This window comes from Streptomyces sp. NBC_00016 (assembly GCF_045040885.1).
Lineage (GTDB): Bacteria > Actinomycetota > Actinomycetes > Streptomycetales > Streptomycetaceae > Streptomyces > Streptomyces coriariae.
Genome location: NZ_CP108304.1, coordinates 5858671 through 5877468 on the forward strand (window position 1 = coordinate 5858671; position 18798 = coordinate 5877468).

19 protein-coding genes are annotated in these 18798 nt (G+C 71.3%); 11 read left to right on the top strand and 8 right to left on the bottom strand.

The features are described 5' to 3' along the window. Positions 1–496: 496 nt before the first annotated feature. Both OG933_RS26025 and OG933_RS26030 read left to right on the top strand, forming a co-directional pair. Positions 497–1174, top strand: a complete 678-nt coding sequence (locus OG933_RS26025) for a response regulator transcription factor (protein ID WP_020128522.1) — start codon at positions 497–499, stop codon at positions 1172–1174. 184 nt (positions 1175–1358) lie between these two features. Then, positions 1359–2633 carry an ATP-binding protein gene (locus OG933_RS26030; RefSeq protein ID WP_362265202.1) on the top strand — a complete coding sequence of 425 codons (1275 nt, stop codon included), beginning with the start codon at positions 1359–1361 and terminating at the stop codon, positions 2631–2633. A gap of 51 nt (positions 2634–2684) precedes the next feature. Here OG933_RS26030 and OG933_RS26035 read toward each other — a convergent pair whose 3' ends face one another. Then, positions 2685–3200: a GtrA family protein gene (locus OG933_RS26035; RefSeq protein ID WP_362265200.1), complete on the bottom strand. Its 516-nt coding sequence runs from the start codon at positions 3198–3200 to the stop codon at positions 2685–2687. A 198-nt stretch (positions 3201–3398) separates the two neighbouring features. Here OG933_RS26035 and OG933_RS26040 point away from each other — a divergent pair, with 198 nt between their 5' ends. Genes OG933_RS26040 through OG933_RS26050 form a run of 3 tightly spaced genes read left to right on the top strand, consistent with a single transcriptional unit; the run spans position 3399 to position 6273 of the window. Beyond that, the gene (locus OG933_RS26040) at positions 3399–4571 is read left to right on the top strand and encodes a 5-(carboxyamino)imidazole ribonucleotide synthase (protein ID WP_267022763.1); all 1173 of its coding nucleotides are present in this window, start codon (positions 3399–3401) and stop codon (positions 4569–4571) included. Continuing rightward, positions 4568–5089: a 5-(carboxyamino)imidazole ribonucleotide mutase gene (gene purE / locus OG933_RS26045; protein WP_362523844.1), complete on the top strand. Its 522-nt coding sequence runs from the start codon at positions 4568–4570 to the stop codon at positions 5087–5089. The genes OG933_RS26040 and purE overlap by 4 nt, the downstream gene beginning before the upstream one ends. A gap of 5 nt (positions 5090–5094) precedes the next feature. After that, positions 5095–6273 (top strand): dipeptidase, encoded by a 1179-nt coding sequence (locus tag OG933_RS26050; RefSeq protein ID WP_362523846.1) that lies wholly within the window; start codon positions 5095–5097, stop codon positions 6271–6273. Here the strand turns inward: OG933_RS26050 and OG933_RS26055 are convergent. Then, complete coding sequence (locus OG933_RS26055; RefSeq protein ID WP_405629129.1) at positions 6222–7361, bottom strand: alkene reductase; 1140 nt, start codon at positions 7359–7361, stop codon at positions 6222–6224. The genes OG933_RS26050 and OG933_RS26055 overlap by 52 nt on opposite strands. A gap of 61 nt (positions 7362–7422) precedes the next feature. On the opposite strand from OG933_RS26055, the gene OG933_RS26060 reads away from it, so the two are divergent. Further along, positions 7423–7782, top strand: a complete 360-nt coding sequence (locus OG933_RS26060; protein ID WP_362523902.1) for a MerR family transcriptional regulator — start codon at positions 7423–7425, stop codon at positions 7780–7782. Positions 7783–7887: 105 nt separating this feature from the next. After that, positions 7888–9051, top strand: coding sequence for a dipeptidase (locus tag OG933_RS26065; RefSeq protein ID WP_362523850.1), 1164 nt, complete (start codon positions 7888–7890; stop codon positions 9049–9051). 27 nt (positions 9052–9078) lie between these two features. Here the strand turns inward: OG933_RS26065 and OG933_RS26070 are convergent, their stop codons facing one another. Together OG933_RS26070 and OG933_RS26075 are read right to left on the bottom strand one after the other, a co-directional pair. Next, positions 9079–9477 carry a VOC family protein gene (locus OG933_RS26070; protein ID WP_362523852.1) on the bottom strand — a complete coding sequence of 133 codons (399 nt, stop codon included), beginning with the start codon at positions 9475–9477 and terminating at the stop codon, positions 9079–9081. 105 nt (positions 9478–9582) lie between these two features. Next, on the bottom strand, positions 9583–9942 hold the full coding sequence (locus tag OG933_RS26075; RefSeq protein ID WP_020128532.1) for a VOC family protein: 360 nt from the start codon (positions 9940–9942) through the stop codon (positions 9583–9585). A gap of 93 nt (positions 9943–10035) precedes the next feature. On the opposite strand from OG933_RS26075, the gene OG933_RS26080 reads away from it, so the two are divergent. Next, positions 10036–10617, top strand: a complete 582-nt coding sequence (locus tag OG933_RS26080; RefSeq protein ID WP_405629131.1) for a CGNR zinc finger domain-containing protein — start codon at positions 10036–10038, stop codon at positions 10615–10617. A gap of 126 nt (positions 10618–10743) precedes the next feature. On the opposite strand, the gene OG933_RS26085 is transcribed toward OG933_RS26080, so the two are convergent. Next, complete coding sequence (locus OG933_RS26085) at positions 10744–12087, bottom strand: UDP-glucose/GDP-mannose dehydrogenase family protein (RefSeq protein WP_362265184.1); 1344 nt, start codon at positions 12085–12087, stop codon at positions 10744–10746. A 198-nt stretch (positions 12088–12285) separates the two neighbouring features. Between OG933_RS26085 and OG933_RS26090 the strand changes: the two genes are divergently transcribed. Then, a complete protein-coding gene (locus OG933_RS26090) occupies positions 12286–13443 on the top strand; it encodes an acyl-CoA dehydrogenase family protein (RefSeq protein ID WP_020128535.1) in 1158 nt (385 codons plus the stop codon). Positions 13444–13555: 112 nt separating this feature from the next. Here OG933_RS26090 and OG933_RS26095 read toward each other — a convergent pair whose 3' ends face one another. Then, positions 13556–14116 carry an acyl-CoA thioesterase gene (locus OG933_RS26095; protein WP_020128536.1) on the bottom strand — a complete coding sequence of 187 codons (561 nt, stop codon included), beginning with the start codon at positions 14114–14116 and terminating at the stop codon, positions 13556–13558. Positions 14117–14236: 120 nt separating this feature from the next. Between OG933_RS26095 and OG933_RS26100 the strand changes: the two genes are divergently transcribed. After that, complete coding sequence (locus tag OG933_RS26100; RefSeq protein WP_362523856.1) at positions 14237–15514, top strand: LCP family protein; 1278 nt, start codon at positions 14237–14239, stop codon at positions 15512–15514. Positions 15515–15583: 69 nt separating this feature from the next. Here the strand turns inward: OG933_RS26100 and OG933_RS26105 are convergent, their stop codons facing one another. Beyond that, entirely contained in the window at positions 15584–15946 is a 363-nt protein-coding gene (locus OG933_RS26105; protein WP_020128538.1) for a four-helix bundle copper-binding protein, read from the bottom strand. A gap of 130 nt (positions 15947–16076) precedes the next feature. Then, the gene (locus OG933_RS26110; RefSeq protein ID WP_362523858.1) at positions 16077–17540 is read right to left on the bottom strand and encodes an LCP family protein; all 1464 of its coding nucleotides are present in this window, start codon (positions 17538–17540) and stop codon (positions 16077–16079) included. Between the two features lie 133 nt (positions 17541–17673). Between OG933_RS26110 and OG933_RS26115 the strand changes: the two genes are divergently transcribed. Further along, positions 17674–18717 (top strand): glycosyltransferase family 2 protein, encoded by a 1044-nt coding sequence (locus tag OG933_RS26115; protein WP_054244201.1) that lies wholly within the window; start codon positions 17674–17676, stop codon positions 18715–18717. The last annotated feature ends 81 nt before the right edge of the window (positions 18718–18798 follow it).

Sequence of the window (18798 nt, forward strand, 5' to 3'; positions counted from 1 at the left end):
GTGGAGCGTTGCGCGCCCGGTGGGGGGCGGCCGGCACCGGCGGACCGCGTCGTCCACCCCCACGCCCCGGGGGAGTCCGCTCCGGGTCTCGGAGCGGCGGACGGCGACCACCGGGATCCACGCCCCCATCGAGTCGGGGGCCCGGCCACAGGTCATTCCTTTGGAGGCCGGCGGGGACCGGCCCGCACACAAAGGAGACCCTCGACGTCGAGCCGACCGCCGAAGGTCCGTGCGTGCTACAGGCGTTACTTCACCATACGGCAGCACAACGCCTGATATGGAAGGACTTGAGACACGGATCACAGGTGATCAAGGAACCGTGGGCGAGGATTTGAAGGTCTCCACCAGGATGCCATCCACCGACCGTAGGTCCGTACCAAGATCGACGGGGGGACGGCCGGCCGCTCGGCACGTCGACTGTCCGGCATGTCCGTGAGTAAGAAACAGCTGGGCGATCACACTTCGGCCGCCGCCCGGCGCGGACTACCATCAGCTCATGACCCGTGTACTGCTCGCCGAGGACGACGCGTCCATCTCGGAGCCGCTGGCCCGCGCCCTGCGCCGGGAAGGTTACGAGGTCGAGGTGCGTGAGGACGGCCCCACCGCGCTCGACGCCGGAATGCAGGGCGGCGTCGACCTGGTCGTGCTCGACCTCGGGCTGCCCGGCATGGACGGTCTGGAGGTGGCCCGCCGACTGCGCTCGGAGGGCCACGCCATCCCGATCCTCATCCTGACCGCGCGCGCCGACGAGGTGGACACCGTCGTCGGTCTGGACGCGGGCGCCGACGACTACGTCACCAAGCCCTTCCGGCTCGCCGAACTGCTGGCCCGGGTCCGGGCCCTGCTGCGGCGCGGCGCGTCCGAGCCCCAGCAGCCGCCCGCCACGCACGGCGTCCGCATCGACGTGGAGTCGCACCGCGCCTGGATGGGCGAGGAGGAACTCCAGCTCACGGCCAAGGAGTTCGACCTGCTGCGGGTCCTCGTCCGGGACGCGGGCCGGGTCGTCACCCGCGACCAGCTGATGCGCGAGGTCTGGGACACCACCTGGTGGTCGTCGACCAAGACCCTCGACATGCACATCTCCTGGCTGCGCAAGAAGCTCGGCGACGACGCGGCGAACCCCCGTTACATCGCCACCGTGCGGGGCGTCGGCTTCCGCTTCGAGAAGAGCTGAGCTCCCCCAGAGGGGGCACCCCCACCGCGGGGGTTGGCCCGACCATGCGCGTCGCGTGGTCGGGTGCGGGTCGGTGGGGTGGGGGCTGGTCGCGCCCACGCGGCGCAGCCGCACATCGGGTACAGCCCCGCGCCCCTGAGCCGGTTTCCCGCACCGGTCTTGAAGTCACCGTCCGGAGGGCACCGTGCGTCGCCGTCTCATTCAGTCCACCCTTGCCGTGGTGCTCGTCGTCATCGCCGTCTTCGGGGTGTCCCTCGTCATCGTCGAGACCCGCACGATCAGCAACAGCGCCCAGGAACGGGTGGACTCCGAGGCGCTGCGGCTGGCCAGCATCGTGGACAGCCGGCTGGTGGGCTCGGAGCACGTCACCGCGGAGATACTGCGTGACCAGGTCACGCAGGACCGCTACGCCGAGATCCGGATCCCCGGCCGGACGGTCATCCAGGTCGGCACCAAGCCCCAGGGCGATGTGATCAAGGCGACGGCCCGGGGCGAGGAGGGCGAGACCGTCCTGGTGCAGGAGCCGCGCTCCACGGTCACCCGGGAGGTCGGCCGCACGCTGCTGATCATCGGCCTGGTGGCGCTGCTCGCGGTGATCGCGGCGGTGCTGCTGGCCATCCGCCAGGCCAACCGGCTCGCCTCCCCCCTGACCGATCTCGCCGAGACGGCGGAGCGGCTGGGCTCGGGCGACCCGCGGCCCCGGCACAAGCGGTACTCCGTTCCCGAGCTCGACCGGGTCGCCGACGTCCTGGACGCCTCCGCCGAGCGCATCGCCCGCATGCTGACCGCCGAGCGCCGCCTCGCGGCGGACGCCTCCCACCAGCTGCGCACGCCGCTGACGGCCCTCTCCATGCGCCTGGAGGAGATCACCCTCACCGACGACCCGGACACCGTGAAGGAGGAGGCGACGATCGCCCTGACGCAGGTGGAGCGCCTGACGGACGTGGTCGAACGCCTGCTGACCAACGCCCGGGACCCCCGCACCGGCTCGGCGGTCACCTTCGACCTCGACGAGGTCATCCAGCAGCAGCTCGCCGAGTGGCGCCCCGCCTACCGCGGTGTGGGACGGGCCATCGTCAGCTCCGGCAAGCGCCAGCTGCGCGCGGTGGGCACGCCCGGCGCGGTCGCCCAGGTCCTGGCCGCCCTGATCGAGAACTCCCTCATGCACGGCGGCGGCACGGTGGCGCTGCGCACCCGTGTCACCGGAAACCAGTCCGTGGTCGAGGTCACCGACGAGGGTCCCGGCGTCCCCGCCGATCTGGGCGCCCGCATCTTCGAGCGGGCCATCAGCGGCCGCAACTCCACGGGCATCGGCCTGGCGGTGGCCCGCGACCTGGCGGAAGCCGACGGCGGCCGCCTGGAGATGCTCCAGGCCCAGCCCCCGATCTTCGGGCTGTTCCTGTCCAGCACGCCCCCGCAGAAGCGGACCGCGGAGGACGGCGAGACGACGGTCAGGTAGGGCGGCCGGGCGGTAGGGCGGCCGGGAAGGACGGTGGGTGGGGTGCGGCGGTCAGCCGACCCGCTGCCCGGCCCTCGGCTCGGGCCCCCGGGACTGCTCGGTCACCGTCAGGAACGATTCGGCGCCGGCCACGGCCTCCTTCGCCGGCAGCGTCCGGAACACCCACGTCCGGTACGACCAGAACCGGAACAGCGTCGCGATCCCGATGCCGACGAACTTGAACACATTGCTCTGGATCGGGCTGTCCCAGCCGAACCCGTACGTCGCCGCGAACAGCAGACCGTTCTCGATCACCAGTCCCACCGCGCTGAACAGCAGGAACAGCGTCAGTTCCTTCGTCCGCCCGCTCTTGTCGCGGTCACGGTAGGTGAAGTAGCGGAACCCCACGTAGTTGAAGGCGATGGCCACGACCGTCGCTATGACGCTGGCCCGCACCACCTGAAGGTCGGTGAGATGCCGGACAAGGTTGAAGACTCCGAGGTTGACGAGCAACCCCGCGCCGCCCACGGCTCCGAACTTCGCGAGCTCGCGGACGACCCTCCTCAGCCCCGAGGAACCATGCGCCATGGTCGTACAGGCCCCCGTCCGGGTTCGGTTTCGTCAACCCAGCCATGCTAACCACCACTCTTGTCGGTTTCCTGTGGTCCGGCTCACGGGCCGGTGACCAGCGGGGAAGAAGCGGGGAAACGGTCGGTATGAGACGGGAAAGGTCCCGGTAAGAGGCACGGAATTCGGCCGCGGTGGCGTGGCCGATACCCTGGGGGCGTGACGTTCCCGGTAGTCGGCATGGTCGGCGGGGGCCAGCTCGCTCGTATGACACACGAGGCGGGCATCCCGCTCGGCATCAGATTCAAGCTCCTCAGTGACACCCCACTGGATTCCGCGGCGCAGGTCGTGAGCGATGTCGTCATCGGCGACTATCGCGATCTCGACACGCTCCGTGAGTTCGCGCGCGGGTGCGATGTGATCACCTTCGATCACGAGCACGTACCCACCGAGCACCTCAGGGCGCTGGAGGCGGACGGCATCCCCGTCCGCCCGGGCCCCGACGCGCTGGTGCACGCCCAGGACAAGGGGGTGATGCGCGCGCGACTCGACGCGATCGGCGTTCCGTGCCCCCGGCACAGGATCGTGACCGACCCGGCCGACGTCGCCGCGTTCGCCGCCGAAGGCCTGGCCGAGGGCGCCGCGGGCGACGGTTTCCCGGTGGTCCTCAAGACCGTCCGCGGCGGCTACGACGGCAAGGGCGTGTGGGTCGTCGACTCGGCCGAGGAGGCGGCGGACCCCTTCCGGGCCGGCGTCCCCGTCCTCGCGGAGGAGAAGGTCGACTACGTCCGCGAGCTCGCCGCCAACGTCGTCCGCTCCCCGCACGGTCAGGCCGTCGCGTACCCGGTCGTCGAGTCGCAGCAGGTGGGCGGCGTCTGCGACACGGTGATCGCGCCCGCGCCCGGCCTGGACGGGGCCCTCGCCCTGCGCGCCGAGGAGCTGGCCCTGCGCATCGCCAAGGAACTGGACGTGGTCGGCCACCTCGCGGTCGAGCTCTTCGAGATCCGGCACGCCGACGGGTCTCCCGGGGTCCTGGTCAACGAACTGGCGATGCGCCCGCACAACTCGGGCCACTGGTCGATGGACGGCGCGATCACCTCGCAGTTCGCCAACCACGTCCGCGCCGTCCTCGACCTCCCCCTCGGCGACCCGCGTCCGCGCGCCGGGTGGACGGTCATGGTCAACGTCCTCGGCGGCGACTACCCGGACATGTACTCCGCGTACCTGCACTGCATGGCCCGCGATCCCCAGCTGAAGATCCACATGTACGGCAAGGACGTGAAGCCCGGCCGCAAGGTCGGACACGTCAACACCTACGGCGACGACCTGGACGACGTCCTCGAACGCGCACGTCACGCAGCCGGTTACCTGAGAGGCACGATCACCGAATGAGCCCAGTTGTAGGCATCGTCATGGGGTCGGACAGCGACTGGCCGGTCATGGAGGCCGCCGCGCAGGTCCTCGACGAGTTCGAGATCGCGTACGAGGTCGACGTCGTCTCCGCGCACCGCATGCCGCGCGAGATGATCGCGTACGGCGAGCAGGCGGACGGGCGCGGGCTCAAGGTGATCATCGCGGGCGCCGGCGGCGCCGCCCACCTCCCCGGCATGCTCGCCTCCGTGACCCCGCTGCCGGTGATCGGCGTACCCGTGCCCCTGAAGTACCTGGACGGCATGGACAGCCTGCTGTCGATCGTGCAGATGCCGGCCGGCGTCCCGGTCGCCACGGTCTCGGTGGGCGGCGCCCGCAACGCCGGTCTGCTGGCCGCCCGCATCCTCGCCACCCAGGACGAGGAGCTGCTCGCCCGCATGCGGGAGTTCCAGCAGGAGCTGAACGACCAGGCCACCGAGAAGGGCAAGCGCCTGCGTGCCAAGGTCGAGGGCTCGAACGGCTTCGGTTTCGGAAAGTGACGCAGATGACCTCACTGGACGCGGCCCGCGAGCTCCTGCGCGAGTTCCCCGTCGTCGACGGCCACAACGACCTGCCCTGGGCGCTGCGCGAGCAGGTCCGCTACGACCTCGACGCCCGTGACATCGCCGGCCACCAGCAGGCCCACCTGCACACCGACATCCCCCGGCTGCGCGCGGGCGGGGTCGGCGCGCAGTACTGGTCGGTGTACGTGCGCGCGGACCTGCCCGACGCGGTCCCGGCGACCCTGGAGCAGATCGACTGCGTGCGGCGGCTCATCGCCCGCCACCCGCGGGACCTGCGCGCCGCGCTGACGGCCGCGGACATGGAGACGGCGCGCGCGGAGGGCCGTATCGCCTCGCTCATGGGAGCGGAGGGCGGCCACTCCATCGCCAACTCGCTCGGCACCCTGCGCGGCCTGTACGCGCTGGGCGTGCGCTACATGACGCTCACCCACAACGACAACGTGGACTGGGCGGACTCCGCGACCGACGCACCCAAGGCCGGCGGTCTGTCCGCCTTCGGCCGCGAGGTCGTGCGCGAGATGAACCGCGAGGGCATGCTGGTCGACCTCTCGCACGTGGCGGCGACGACGATGCGGGACGCGCTCGACGCGACGGCCGCGCCGGTGATCTTCTCGCACTCGTCCGCGCGAGCGGTGTGCGACCACCCCCGCAACATCCCGGACGACGTCCTCGGACGCCTCTCCGCCAACGGCGGCATGGCGATGGTGACCTTCGTGCCGAAGTTCGTCCTCCAGGCGGCGGTCGACTGGACGGCCGCCGCCGACGACAACATGCGCGCGAACGGTTTCCACCACCTCGCCACCACGGCCGAGGCGATGAAGGTCCACCGGGCCTTCGAGGAGACCAACCCCCGCCCGATCGCCACCGTGGCCACGGTCGCCGACCACCTCGACCACATGCGCGAGGTCGCCGGCATCGACCACCTCGGCATCGGCGGCGACTACGACGGCACCGCCTTCACCCCCGACGGCCTCGACGACGTCTCCGGCTACCCCAACCTGATCGCGGAGCTCCTCGACCGCGGCTGGTCCAGGCCGGACCTCGCCAAGCTGACCTGGCAGAACGCGGTACGCGTACTCGGCGCGGCGGAGGACGTGGCGCGCGACCTTCAGGCGACCCGGTCGCCGTCCCACGCGACGATCGAGTCGCTGGACGGCTGAGCCGGCCCGTCGGTCAGGGCGGGGTAGTCGGTGTAGCCGACCGCCCCGCCCACGTACATCAGGTAGCGGTCCCGCAGCGGGTTCAGCGGTGCCCCCCGCCGCAGCCGGGCGACCAGGTCGGGGTTGGCCAGGAACGGCCGTCCGAGGGCGACCAGGTCGGCCCCGGCGGCGAGCAGCCGGTCGACCGCGCGGGAGACGGCGTCCGTGGTGAGTTCCGTCAGCACGGGGTTGGCGACGAGCGTCCCCGGCCACTCGGCCCGGATCCGGCGGAACAGCGGCGCGTCCGGCTCGGCGTACACCACGTGCAGATACGCGAGCCCGAGACCCTTCAGCCGCTCGACGAGCGCCGGGTAGAGCTCCGCCGTCTCGTCGTCGTCCTCCTCGATGCCGTTGAAGGTGACGCCGGGGGAGATCCGTACGCCCACCCGCTCCGCGCCGATCTCCGCGGCGACCGCCTCCACCACCTCCGCCGCGAACCGGATCCGCCGGGCGGCCGAGCCGCCGTAGGCGTCGGTGCGGTGGTTGGTGTTGGCGGCCAGGAACTGGTGCAGCAGATGGCCGTTGGCGGCGTGCACCTCCACGCCCTCGAACCCGGCGTCGAGCGCGTTGCGGGCGGCCGAGGCGAAGTCGGCGACGGTCGCGCGGATGTCGTCCGGGCCCATCTCCCGGGGCGTGACGGCGGGCCGGTGACCGTCCGGCGTGAAGATCGTCTCGGGCAGGGGGACGGGGGAGGGGGCGACCGGCGTCAGCCCGCTGGTCGCCGGATGACTCACCCGCCCGCCGTGCTGGAGCTGGAGGAACATCAGCCCGCCCGCGTCCCGGACGGCGTCGGTCACCCGCCGCCATCCGGCCACGTGCTCGGGCCGGTGGATCGCGGTGATGTTCGGATACGTCTGCCCGACCGCGTTGGGCGTGGCGGCCTCGGCGATGATCAGGCCGGCGGAGGCACGCTGGGCGTAGTACTCGACCATGAGGTCGCCCGGCGTGCCGTCGGCGGCGGCGCGGTTGCGGGTCAGAGGGGCCATGACGAGACGGTGGGGGAGAGCGAGCCCTCCCAGCCGGAACGGGGTGTCCTTGGTCGGTGTCATGGCGGTACCGTAAAAGCTGACACTGATGTCAGATTCAAGTCCTTCCGGACCGGGGGCGGCCATGCGGATCGGTGAACTGGCGCGGCGCACGAACGTCAGCGAGCGCTCCCTGCGCTACTACGAGGCCCAGGGGCTGCTGACCGCCGACCGCACCCCCGGCGGACACCGGGACTACCCGGAGCGGGCCGTCGACCGGGTCGTGCTCATCCAGGAGCTGTTCGCGGCCGGGCTGCACAGCACCAAGATCGCCCAGCTGCTGCCCTGCATGCGGGACTCCGACGGCGGCCCCTCGGCCGTCGCCACCCCCCGGCTGGTCGCCGACCTCACCGCGGAGCGCGACCGCATCGACCGCACCATCGCCGACCTGGTCCGCTCCCGGGACACCCTGGACGAGGTGATCCAGGTGGCCGAGGGCACCTGACCGGGGGTGTCGGGGCGTCCGTACCCCGAACGCCCCGTCCACCAGGAAGCCGGCCGTCCGCCGTGCGACGGTGACCGTACTGCTGATCGACGTACGGAGACCGCCATGGCCGACCTCCACGACGAGCCGCACACCCTTCCCGAGGTCGGTGAGCTCGACGACGAGGCGCAGATGGCCCCGTTCAGCCCGTACGCGCCGCTCACGGCCGAGGAGGCCGCCGAGGTCGCCGAGGCCGTTCAGGCCGCCCACGAGCCCGAGAGCACCCCGCTGGAGCGCGCCCGCGCCCTCCTCGCCGCGCACCCCGTGGCCGACGGCTACAGCGGACTGTCCTCGGCCCTGCGGCACCTGCCCTGCTACGACCTCCAGCTCGGCGAGAGCGCCGTCGACACCGACGTGCCCCGCCTGCGCCGGGGCAATGTCGGCGCGTTGCTGTGGTCGCTGCACCTGCCCGAGGGCCTCGTCGCCGACCGGGCCGTCGGGGCCACCCTGGAGCAGCTGGACCTCGCCCGGTCGGTGATCGCCGCCCACCCCGAAGGGCTGCGGCTCGCCCGCAGCGCCGGGCAGGTCATCGACGCCCGCAACTGCGGCCGCGTCGCCGTGGTCCTCGGCCCGGCCACGGCCGCCGCGCTCGACGACTCCCTGGGCATCCTGCGCGTGCTGCACTCCCTCGGGCTGCGCGTCCTCACCCTCACCGGCACCTCCTGGGCGGGGGGCGAAGCGGGGCTGACCCGGTTCGGCGAGGAGGTCGTGCGCGAGATGAACCGGCTCGGTGTGCTCGCCGACCTCTCCGGCGCCTGCGACCTCACCGTCGGCCGCGTCCTCACGCTCTCCAAGACGCCGGTCCTGTGCACCCGCTCCGCCGCCCGCGCGCTGCGCCCCCACCCCGCCAACCTGTCCGACGAACTGCTCGCCGGGCTGGGCGAGGCCAGGGGCCTCTGCCTGGTACCGCTGACCGCCGAGCAGACCGGCCCCGGCCTGCGGGACGTGGCCGACCACCTCGACCACGTCCGCGCGATCGCCGGCCCGGCCTGCGTCGGCCTGTCCGGCCTCTACGACTCCGGCGCCGCCCACCCGCAGGGCCTCGCCGACGCCTCCGGCTATCCGCACCTGATCGCCGAGCTGCTCCGCCGGGGCTGGCCGGAGACCGACATCGCCCTGCTGACCTGGGGCAACGTGCAGCGCGTCCTGCGCACCGCCGACTTCACGGCCCGAGCGGCCCAGGACCGCAGGGAGCCGTCGACGGTGCGGATCGCGGAGCTGGACGGATAGGGCCCCCGGGCAGGTCGGGCAGGCCCGCTACGGGTGCTCGATCCGGCACAGGCAGAACGGATGCCCCGCCGGATCGGCGTACACCTGGAAGTCCTTCTTCTCCCGGTCCTCCAGATCCAGCGGCCGCGCACCCAGCGCCAGTACCCGCTCGTGGGCCGCGTCGATCTCCGCCCAGGTGGCGCCGCCGTCGAGGTCGAGGTGGAACTGCTGCGGATTGCGGTCGGCGCGCGGCCACTCCGGCGGGGTGTACCCCTCGACCTGCTGGAACGCGATCCGGGGACCGCCGGGGACACGCAGGACGAACCAGTCGTCCTCACCGTCCTCGGCCTCGGGCGTACCGCCCAGGACCGCCGCGTAGAAGTCGGCGAGCGCGCGCGGGTCGGGACAGTCGAGGACGACGGAACGGAAACGGGCGACGGGCGGCATGGCATCCTCCGGGCTCGGGCGCGGTATGGGGGGCTTCGGCGGTCGCACGGTTTTGGCGGTCGTACGGCTTCGGTGGTCGTGCGGGGTCCGGTGGTCGTGCGGGCCTCAGCAGCTGCACAGGCAGAACGGGTGCCCGGCCGGATCCGCGTACACACGCCAGCCGCGCGAGCGGTCCTCCGCGTCCAGCGGCTTCGCGCCCAGCGCCAGCACGCCCCGCTCGGCCGCGTCCAGGTCGTCGACGGTCAGGTCCAGATGGAACTGCTGCGAGTGCTCGGGCGCGGGCCACGCGGGCGGTACGAACCCGGCGGCGGCCTGGAAGGCCAGCGACTGACCACCGGGCACCTTCACGTCGACCCAGTCCCCCTCGCCCTCGACGGTGCCGCCCAGCACCTCGGCGTAGAAACCGGCCAGTGTGCCCGGGTCGGGACAGTCCAGAACGACGACACCCAGCTTGGCGAGAGCCATGACTTCCTCCTGGCGATCGGACGGGTTACCTCTAAAGCCGGGTAACCAGTAACGGTTACTGCATGCTCCCGCATTGGCGGTAACGTCGCAAGCATGAATGACCGATCGGCGGCACCCGGGAGCCTGGCCCTGGTCGAGTCCCTGGTGAACACGCTGGACCTCGAGTCCGGCGCGGACGCGCTGGACACGGCGGAGGGCCGGGCCCGATTCGGGCTGCCGGAAAACCCCGAGAACCCCGAGATCCCCGAGAACCTCAAGAACCCGGAAAACCCGGAGAGCGCCGACGCCGCCGGGGATGCCGCGGGCGAGGTGGCGCGCGCCCGTGAGCTGCGCGAGTCGCTGCGCGCGGCCCTGCTGGCCCACGCGGGCCATCCGCCGCACCGCGAGGTGACCCCGCTGGGCGAGCTGCTGGCGTCGGCGCCCCTGCTGGTGACGATCGACGAGCACGACGGCTCCGCCCGCCTGGCCGCCGCCGGAGCGGCCTCGCTGCTCTCCCGTACGGCCGCCGCGGTGGCGGAGGCGCTGATCGCGGGCACCTGGACCCGGCTGAAGGCCTGCGAGGCCGTCACCTGCCACTGGGCGTACTACGACCGCAGTCCGGCGGGCCGCGGGCGCTGGTGCTCGATGCAGGTGTGCGGGGCGCGCGCGAAGATGCGCCGGTACCGGGCGAAGTAGTTCACCGGCCGGGACACAGGCCGGTGGTGCAGAATGCAGCAAGACGCCGGTTCGGCCGACTGAGCCTCGGCCGAACCGGCGTCGCTCCGTAGGCCTCTGCCCGCGCCTCGCGTGTGGCGGTGCCTGTTACGCGGTCGGGCGGCCCATCGCCCGGTACGTCCATCCGGCCTTGCGCCACAGGACCGGGTCGAGCGCGTTGCGTCCGTCGAGGATCAGCCGGGTCGTCGCGACCTCCGCGAGCTGCGCCGGGTCGAGCCGGCGGAACTCCTGCCACTCGGTGAGGTGCAGTACGGCGTCGGCGCCCCGGACGGCCTCCAGGGCCGAGTCCGCGTACGCGAGCGTCGGGAAGACCCGGCGGGCGTTGGCCATGCCCTTCGGGTCGTACACCGTGACCTGCCCGCCCTGGAGATGGATCTGACCGGCGACATTGAGGGCGGGTGAGTCCCGTACGTCGTCGGAGTCGGGCTTGAAGGTGGCACCGAGCACGGCGATCCGCTTGCCCAGGAAGGACCCGCCGCCCAGCGCCTGCCGGGCCAGCTCGACCATCTGTCCGCGCTGACGCATGTTGATGGAGTCGATCTCGCGCAGGAAGGTCAGCGCCTGGTCGGCACCGAGCTCACCGGCACGGGCCATGAAGGCCCGGATGTCCTTGGGCAGGCAGCCGCCGCCGAACCCGATCCCCGCCCGCAGGAACTTCTTGCCGATCCGGTCGTCGTAGCCGATGGCCTCGGCCAGCTTGGCGACATCGCCGTCGGCGGCCTCGCACACCTCCGCCATGGCGTTGATGAAGGAGATCTTGGTGGCGAGGAAGGAGTTCGCGGAGGTCTTCACCAGCTCGGCGGTGGGGAAGTCGGTGACGACGAACGGCGACCCCTCGCCGATCGGCGTCTCGTACACCTGCCGCAGCAGCGCCTCGGCCCGCTCGCTGCGCACCCCGACGACGATGCGGTCCGGGTGCAGGGTGTCCTGGACCGCGAACCCCTCGCGCAGGAACTCCGGGTTCCAGGCGAGCTCGGCGTCCGCACCGGCGGGCGCCAGCTCGGCGATCGTCCGGGCCAGCCGGTCGGCGGAACCCACCGGCACGGTGGACTTGCCGACGACGAGCGCGGGCCGCGTCAGATGCGGCGCGAGGGAGCCCATGGCGGACTCGACGTACGACATGTCGCACGCGTACTCACCGTGCTTCTGCGGGGTGTTGACGCAGACGAAGTGGACGTCGCCGAAAGCCCCCACCTCGGCCCAGTCCTGGGTGAAGCGCAGCCGCCCGCTGGACCCCTCGAACCCGGGGACGTGCCGGCGCAGCAGCTCCTCGAGCCCCGGCTCGTACATGGGGGTCTCGCCGCGTTCCAGCATCTCGATCTTTTCGCGCACGACATCGAGAGCGAGCACCTCGAAACCCAGCTCGGCCATGGCCGCGGCGTGCGTGGCGCCGAGATAGCCGGTGCCGATCACGGTGATCTTGAGGGCCATGGATGCTCCTGGTGGGGGTGTCGTCGCTGCGCGCCCGAGCATAGTCGGGGCTTGTCGGCTCCCCTCACCGGGCAGTTGTCAGGAGAGGGCCCCCTGTCGCCAAGCTCACGTATCACTCGGGTGGGCGGACCCCTAAAATTTGAGTTACTTAACGGTAATTAGCGTCGGTGACCGTAGCGTTTTGGAGCGTGAGACACCTTGGCCGGATCGGCTGACTTCGACCTGTACCGCCCGTCCGAGGAGCACGACATGCTCCGCGACGCCATCCGCTCGCTGTCCGAGGCGAAGATCGCGCCGTACGCCGCCGCGGTGGACGAGGAGGCCCGCTTCCCGCAGGAGGCGCTGGACGCGCTGGTGGCGAGCGACCTGCACGCGGTGCACGTCCCCGAGTCGTACGGCGGCGCGGGCGCGGACGCCCTCGCCACGGTGATCGTGATCGAGGAGGTGGCACGGGCCTGCGTGTCCTCCTCCCTCATCCCCGCGGTGAACAAGCTGGGCTCGCTGCCGGTCATCCTCTCGGGCTCCGAGGACCTGAAGAAGAAGTACCTGACGCCGCTCGCCAAGGGCGACGCGATGTTCTCGTACGCCCTCTCCGAGCCGGACGCGGGCTCGGACGCGGCCGGTATGAAGACCAAGGCGGTCCGGGACGGCGACCACTGGATCCTGAACGGCGTGAAGCGCTGGATCACCAACGCCGGCGTCTCCGAGTACTACACGGTGATGGCCGTGACGGACCCCACGAAGCGCTCGAAGGGCATCTCGGCCTTCGTCGTGGAGAAGTCCGACCCGGGTGTCTCCTTCGGCGCCCCGGAGAAGAAGCTGGGCATCAAGGGCTCCCCGACCCGCGAGGTCTATTTCGACAACGTCCGCATCCCGGCCGACCGCATGATCGGCGAGGAGGGCACGGGCTTCCTGACCGCGATGAAGACCCTGGACCACACCCGCATCACGATCGCCGCGCAGGCGCTGGGCGTCGCCCAGGGCGCCTTCGACTACGCCAAGGGCTACGTCCAGGAGCGCAAGCAGTTCGGCAAGGCGATCGCCGACTTCCAGGGCATCCAGTTCATGCTCGCCGACATGGCCATGAAGATCGAGGCCGCCCGTCAGCTGACGTACGCGGCGGCGGCCAAGTCCGAGCGACTGGACGCCGACCTGACCTTCCAGGGCGCGGCCGCGAAGTGCTTCGCCTCGGACGTGGCGATGGAGGTCACCACGGACGCGGTCCAGCTCCTCGGCGGCTACGGCTACACCCGGGACTACCCGGTGGAGCGGATGATGCGCGACGCGAAGATCACCCAGATCTACGAGGGCACGAACCAGGTCCAGCGCATCGTCATGGCGAGGAACCTGCCGTAACCGGCCGGTGAGCCGACGGCCGAAGGGCGCCCGGGAGAACCGGGCGCCCTTCGCTGCTTTCGGCCCTCCACGGAGAGACGTCATGTCGGGCCGGGCGGACAGAGTGCCCGCTTCAGTCCTCGAACCCCTCCGCCGCCCGCTTCTCCCGCAGCTCCATGATCGCGCGGCGCCGGGCCAGCCGGTGGGTGCGGCGGATCTGGGCCTCCTGGTGCCGCCTCCTGTCGCGTTCCGTCTCCGGGAGGACCGGGGGGACCACGCGCGGCTTGCCGTCGGCGTCGACGGCGGCGAAGACCAGATAGGCCGAGCCGACCTGGGTGGGCGGAGCGGACTCGTTCCAGCGTTCGGCCAGGACCCGGACGCCGACCTCCATCGACGTCCGGCCGGTCCAGTTGACCTGCGCCTTCACATGGACGAGGTCGCCGACGCGGACCGGCTCCAGGAAGGCCATCTCGTCCATGGACGCGGTGACGGCGGGGCCGCCGGAGTGCCGTCCGGCCACCGCTCCCGCCGCGTCGTCGACGAGTTTCATGATCACGCCGCCGTGCACCGTCCCCAGCAGGTTGGTGTCGTTGTGGCTCATGATGTGGCTGAGGGTGGTGCGGGAGGCGGAAGTGGGCTTGCCCGGGATGTCCGGGGTACTGCCCGAGTCCGCCGCGGTGACCTGGTCTGTCATGTCCTCCACCTTATGCCGACGGGGACAACCCGGGACTTTGTGTCAGCTTGGCAACAGCGGGGCCCTGATTCTCCGACGGCCCTTGTAAGGCACACAGCCCTGCCCTGCACACTGGTCCGCATGAACGATTGGCCCGAGGGATGGTCCGACAGTGACCGCGGCAACCGGTACGGCGGCGGCAGCGCGAACGCGCAGCCCGAGAGCCCGCGTGTCATGCGGCAGGTCCGCCGCGGCCCGGCCGCGCCGCCGCAGGGCGCCGGAGTCCCGCCGCAGCAGTCGTACGTCAACGGCCAGGGATACGGCGACTACACGAACGCCCAGAACACCGGCTACGACAGCGGCTACAGCTCGGGCGAGGTCTACGGGGGCGGCGACCCCGGCGGTCCGGGGGGCCTCGGCACCCGCGCTCCGCGTCCCGCGCCGAACTGGCGCCGCCGCATCAAGTGGACGGCGATCACCGTCCTGACCGTGCTGGTCGTGACGTCGGTGGGCACCTACTTCTGGGCCGACGGCAAGCTGAACCGCGAGGTCGACCTGTCGAAGGTCATCGACCGGCCCGAGGCGGGCGAGGGCACGAACTACCTGATCGTCGGCTCCGACAGCCGTGAGGGCATGTCCGCCGAGGAGAAGAAGGAACTGCACACCGGTTCCGCCGAGGGCAAGCGCACGGACTCGATGATGATCCTGCACACCGGCTCCAACGGCGACACGCTGATCTCGCTCCCGCGCGACTCCGACGTGGAGATCCCGTCGTTCGTCGGCTCCGAGTCCGGCAAGACCTACAAGGGCACCGGCCGGCACGTGAAGCTGAACGCCGCCTACGCCGAGGACGGGCCCGAGCTGCTGGTCCGCACGGTCGAGTTCAACACCGGCCTGCGTATCGACCACTACGTGGAGATCGGCTTCGCCGGCTTCGCGAACATCGTGGACTCGGTCGGCGGCGTCGAGATCGACATCCCGCAGGACATCAAGGACACCAAGTCGGGCGCCGACTTCAAGAAGGGCAAGCAGACCCTGAACGGTGAGGAGGCCCTCGCGTTCGTCCGCACCCGGTACGCGCTCGCGGGCTCCGACCTGGACCGTACGAAGAACCAGCAGAAGTTCCTCGCGGCCCTCGCCAACCAGGTGGCCACCCCGGGCACGGTCCTCAACCCGTTCAAGCTCTACCCGACCATGAGCGCGGGCCTGGACACCCTGATCGTCGACAAGGACATGGGCCTGTACGACCTGGGGTCGATGTTCTTCGCGATGAAGGGCGTCAACAGCGGTGACGGCAAGTCGATGAACATGCCCATCTCCGGTTCCACCGGCGGCAACCTCGTCTGGGACAAGGCGAAGGTGAAGACGCTGGTCGGCCAGCTGAAGAACGACGAGAAGGTCACCGTCTCGGGCAACTGAGCCGGCCCCGCGGCGGTATCGGTCAGGGGCACCCGCACAGGGTGCCCCTGAGCTGCGTCCGGGCGACGGTCACATGGTGGCGCCCGCCATCGTGCGGCACATCTCGGCGCAGCGGCGACAGGACTCCGCGCAGCGCATCATCTGCGGATCGTCCGGCATGGCCATACACGCCTCGGCGCACATGTCGCACGCCTTGGCGCACATCGCGCACATCTCGGCCGACATGGGCGAGCGCCGCATCATCATGTCGGCGCACATGCGGGTCGTCTCCGAGCAGTCCATGAGCGCGCGCATGATCTGCATCTGGGCCTGGCCGCCCATCTGCATGCAGGAGCTCATGGTCTCCTCGCACATGCTGTGGCAGGACATGCACGCCTCGACGCAGTCCTGCATCTCCTTGCTCATGGCGGTCATGGTTCCGGGCTGGGTCATGGCTCCTCCTGGGGGTGAGGGGGCCCGGCGGGCCCCGTGCGTGCCCTTCCGTCGTACGCCTCCCACGTGCCCCGCGCCATCGGGCGGACGGCTCCCTTCCGTACGTTTCGCACCAGAAACGCACATCCGCCTAGGAACAGCCCACCTCGTCCCCCCGCACCACTCCCGACTCGCCCTGCTCCACCTGGGCTGCCCGCACCTTGCGGACCTTGTGGAAGTCCGTCCCCGCGATGACCTTCAGCGTGGGCCCGAGGCCCTTCACGGCCCGCAGTTCACTGCCCGGCAGGGCCGTCGCGAGCGACTTCGCGGAACGGTCCCAGCGGGGGTCGTAGGCGACGACCGTGCGCCGGGTCGAGGGCGCGGCCGCGCTGACCGGCTGCCGGGTCGTACGGAAGCCCGTCGCCGCCAGCGCCGCGTCCACCCGCCTGCCGAGTCCCGCCGTGCGGGTGCCGTTCTCGACCTGGACGTGGATCTGCTGCGGGGCCACGTCCACGCGTGCGGCTCCGCCGTCGCGCGGCCGGGCTCCCGCGGCGGCGAGGGGCTCGTCGTCGCGCAGGGCCCGGAAGAGGCGCTGCGCCTTCACGGTGTCCCACTTCAGCGTCGAGCCGAGGCCCTTCACGACGTATTCCATCTCACCGATGGGGACCGTCGTGAACTCGGAGGAGGAAGGGGAGAAGGTGCGCATCGCCCGGCCGAGGTCGAGGAGCTCGTCCGTGCCGAAGCCCCGGTCGGCCCGTACCGAGCCGAGCACCGCCCGCGTCACGTCCCGGAACCTCAGCGGGTTCAGCAGCACCCCGGAGGAGGTGGCCCGGTCCACCAGTGCCGCCAGGAAGCGCTGCTGCCGCTTCATCCTGCCCAGGTCGGAGGAGGCGTCCGTGTGCCGGGAGCGGACGTACTGCAGGGCCTGGCCGCCCTTGAGCGTGTGCGCGCCCGGCTCCAGGTCCAGGCCCGTGTACCTGTCCTTCAGGGGCTCCGCCGTGCAGATCCGCACGCCGCCCAGCACGTCCACCGTCTTCATGAAGCTGGTGAAGTCGACCTCCAGGTAGTGGTCGATCTTCACGTGGGTCATGTTCTCGACCGTGCGGACGGTGAGCTGCGGTCCGCCCTCCGCGTACGCAGAGTTGATCTTGATCGGGTGGCCGCTGTGCTCCTTGCCGGTGACCTGGTCGGTGTGCGGCGGCGTCTCGGCGTAGGAGTCGCGCGGGAGACTGACGACGCTGGCCCGCTCACGGTCCTCCGAGATGTGCACGATCATGATCGTGTCGGTGCAGTGGCAGGGGGCCCCGCCCAGGCGGTAGCGGCGGCGCTCCGTCTCCGTGATGTTGTCGCGGCCGTCGGTGCCGACCAGCAGGACGTTCATGCCGTGGCCGGCCCGCGGACGGTTCTTCATGTCCTTGAAGGGGTCGACCCGGGCGATGTCCGCGTCGAGGCCGGCGACCACCGAGTGACCGATCCCGGCGGCGGCGAGCAGCACCACCGAGAGCGTGGTCGTCGCCCGCATGGCCCAGCGGGGGCGTCCGCGCCGGGCGGAGGAACGGGGTACGCGGCGCCGCGGGTGGGGTCGACGCGGGGGCCGGGGCGGTGTGGTGGGCATAACGGGGCACCTCCGGGCGGCGGCGGTGGGCGGGGGGAGCCGTTGGAACGGTAGGCCCATACGATCTGCCGACCGGTGCAGCGCACCCGGCGGGGCGGGCCGTGTCCCCCGTTCGCGGTAACGTGAGCCCCCTATGAACGCCAAGCCCGACGTGCAGCTCCCCGCAGTGTCCGTCATCATGCCCGTCCTCGACGAGGAGCGGCATCTGCGCGGAGCCGTCCAAGCGATCCTCGCGCAGGAGTACGCCGGCGAGATGGAGGTCGTGATCGCCATCGGTCCGTCCAAGGACCGTACGGAAGAGATCGCGGCCCAGCTCGTCGCCGAGACAGCCTCCGGCAACAAGCGCGTGCACACGGTCCCCAATCCCTCAGGGCGTACGCCCGCCGCGCTCAACGCCGCGATCAAGGCGTCACGCCATCCGATCGTCGTCCGCGTCGACGGGCACGGCATGCTCTCCCCGAACTACATCGCCACCGCCGTACGGCTCCTGGAGGAGACCGGTGCGCAGAACGTCGGCGGGATCATGCACGCCGAGGGCGAGAACGACTGGGAGCACGCGGTGGCCGCGGCCATGACCTCGAAGATCGGGGTCGGCAACGCCGCCTTCCACACGGGAGGGCAGGCCGGCCCCGCGGAGACCGTGTACCTCGGCGTCTTCCGGCGCGCCGCGCTGGAGCAACAGGGCGGCTACAACGAGGAGTTCATCCGCGCCCAGGACTGGGAGCTGAACTTCCGGATCAGGGAGGCCGGCGGCCTCATCTGGTTCTCGCCCGAGCTCAAGGTGTCGTACCGGCCGCGGCCCAGCGTCAAGGCGCTCGCCAAGCAGTACAAGGACTACGGCCGTTGGCGGCACGTCGTCGCCCGCTACCACGAGGGCTCGATCAACCTGCGCTACCTCGCCCCGCCCACCGCGGTGTGCGCGATAGCCGCCGGGATCGTCGTGGGCGCCGCGCTCACCCCGCTGGGCTTCGTGATCCCCGCCGGCTATCTCGCGGCGATCGTCGCCGGGTCGCTGCCGGCCGGCAAGGGGCTGCCGGCGAAGGCACGGCTCCAGATCCCCGTGGCCCTCGCCACCATGCACATGTCGTGGGGCTTCGGCTTCCTGACCAGCCCCAAGGCGCTGGCCAGGAAGGTCATCGCCTCGCGGCGTCCCGCGGTGCTCAGCGACACGCACTGAGCACCGCACTGCCGCACCGCCGTACCGCGCCACCGACGCAGGGCGCGCTCACGAAGCACTTCCGGAGCGCGCCCTCAGGGC

Excerpts from the sequence above, each read along its gene's own strand:
- OG933_RS26025 (WP_020128522.1), top strand. The coding sequence starts at position 497 with ATGACCCGTGTACTGCTCGCCGAGGACGACGCGTCCATCTCGGAGCCG.
- OG933_RS26035 (WP_362265200.1), bottom strand. The coding sequence starts at position 3,200 with ATGGCGCATGGTTCCTCGGGGCTGAGGAGGGTCGTCCGCGAGCTCGCG.
- purE (WP_362523844.1), top strand. The coding sequence starts at position 4,568 with ATGAGCCCAGTTGTAGGCATCGTCATGGGGTCGGACAGCGACTGGCCG.
- OG933_RS26050 (WP_362523846.1), top strand. The coding sequence starts at position 5,095 with ATGACCTCACTGGACGCGGCCCGCGAGCTCCTGCGCGAGTTCCCCGTC.
- OG933_RS26055 (WP_405629129.1), bottom strand. The coding sequence starts at position 7,361 with ATGACACCGACCAAGGACACCCCGTTCCGGCTGGGAGGGCTCGCTCTC.
- OG933_RS26060 (WP_362523902.1), top strand. The coding sequence starts at position 7,423 with ATGCGGATCGGTGAACTGGCGCGGCGCACGAACGTCAGCGAGCGCTCC.
- OG933_RS26065 (WP_362523850.1), top strand. The coding sequence starts at position 7,888 with ATGGCCGACCTCCACGACGAGCCGCACACCCTTCCCGAGGTCGGTGAG.
- OG933_RS26070 (WP_362523852.1), bottom strand. The coding sequence starts at position 9,477 with ATGCCGCCCGTCGCCCGTTTCCGTTCCGTCGTCCTCGACTGTCCCGAC.
- OG933_RS26075 (WP_020128532.1), bottom strand. The coding sequence starts at position 9,942 with ATGGCTCTCGCCAAGCTGGGTGTCGTCGTTCTGGACTGTCCCGACCCG.
- OG933_RS26080 (WP_405629131.1), top strand. The coding sequence starts at position 10,036 with ATGAATGACCGATCGGCGGCACCCGGGAGCCTGGCCCTGGTCGAGTCC.
- OG933_RS26085 (WP_362265184.1), bottom strand. The coding sequence starts at position 12,087 with ATGGCCCTCAAGATCACCGTGATCGGCACCGGCTATCTCGGCGCCACG.
- OG933_RS26095 (WP_020128536.1), bottom strand. The coding sequence starts at position 14,116 with ATGACAGACCAGGTCACCGCGGCGGACTCGGGCAGTACCCCGGACATC.
- OG933_RS26100 (WP_362523856.1), top strand. The coding sequence starts at position 14,237 with ATGAACGATTGGCCCGAGGGATGGTCCGACAGTGACCGCGGCAACCGG.
- OG933_RS26105 (WP_020128538.1), bottom strand. The coding sequence starts at position 15,946 with ATGACCCAGCCCGGAACCATGACCGCCATGAGCAAGGAGATGCAGGAC.
- OG933_RS26110 (WP_362523858.1), bottom strand. The coding sequence starts at position 17,540 with ATGCCCACCACACCGCCCCGGCCCCCGCGTCGACCCCACCCGCGGCGC.
- OG933_RS26115 (WP_054244201.1), top strand. The coding sequence starts at position 17,674 with ATGAACGCCAAGCCCGACGTGCAGCTCCCCGCAGTGTCCGTCATCATG.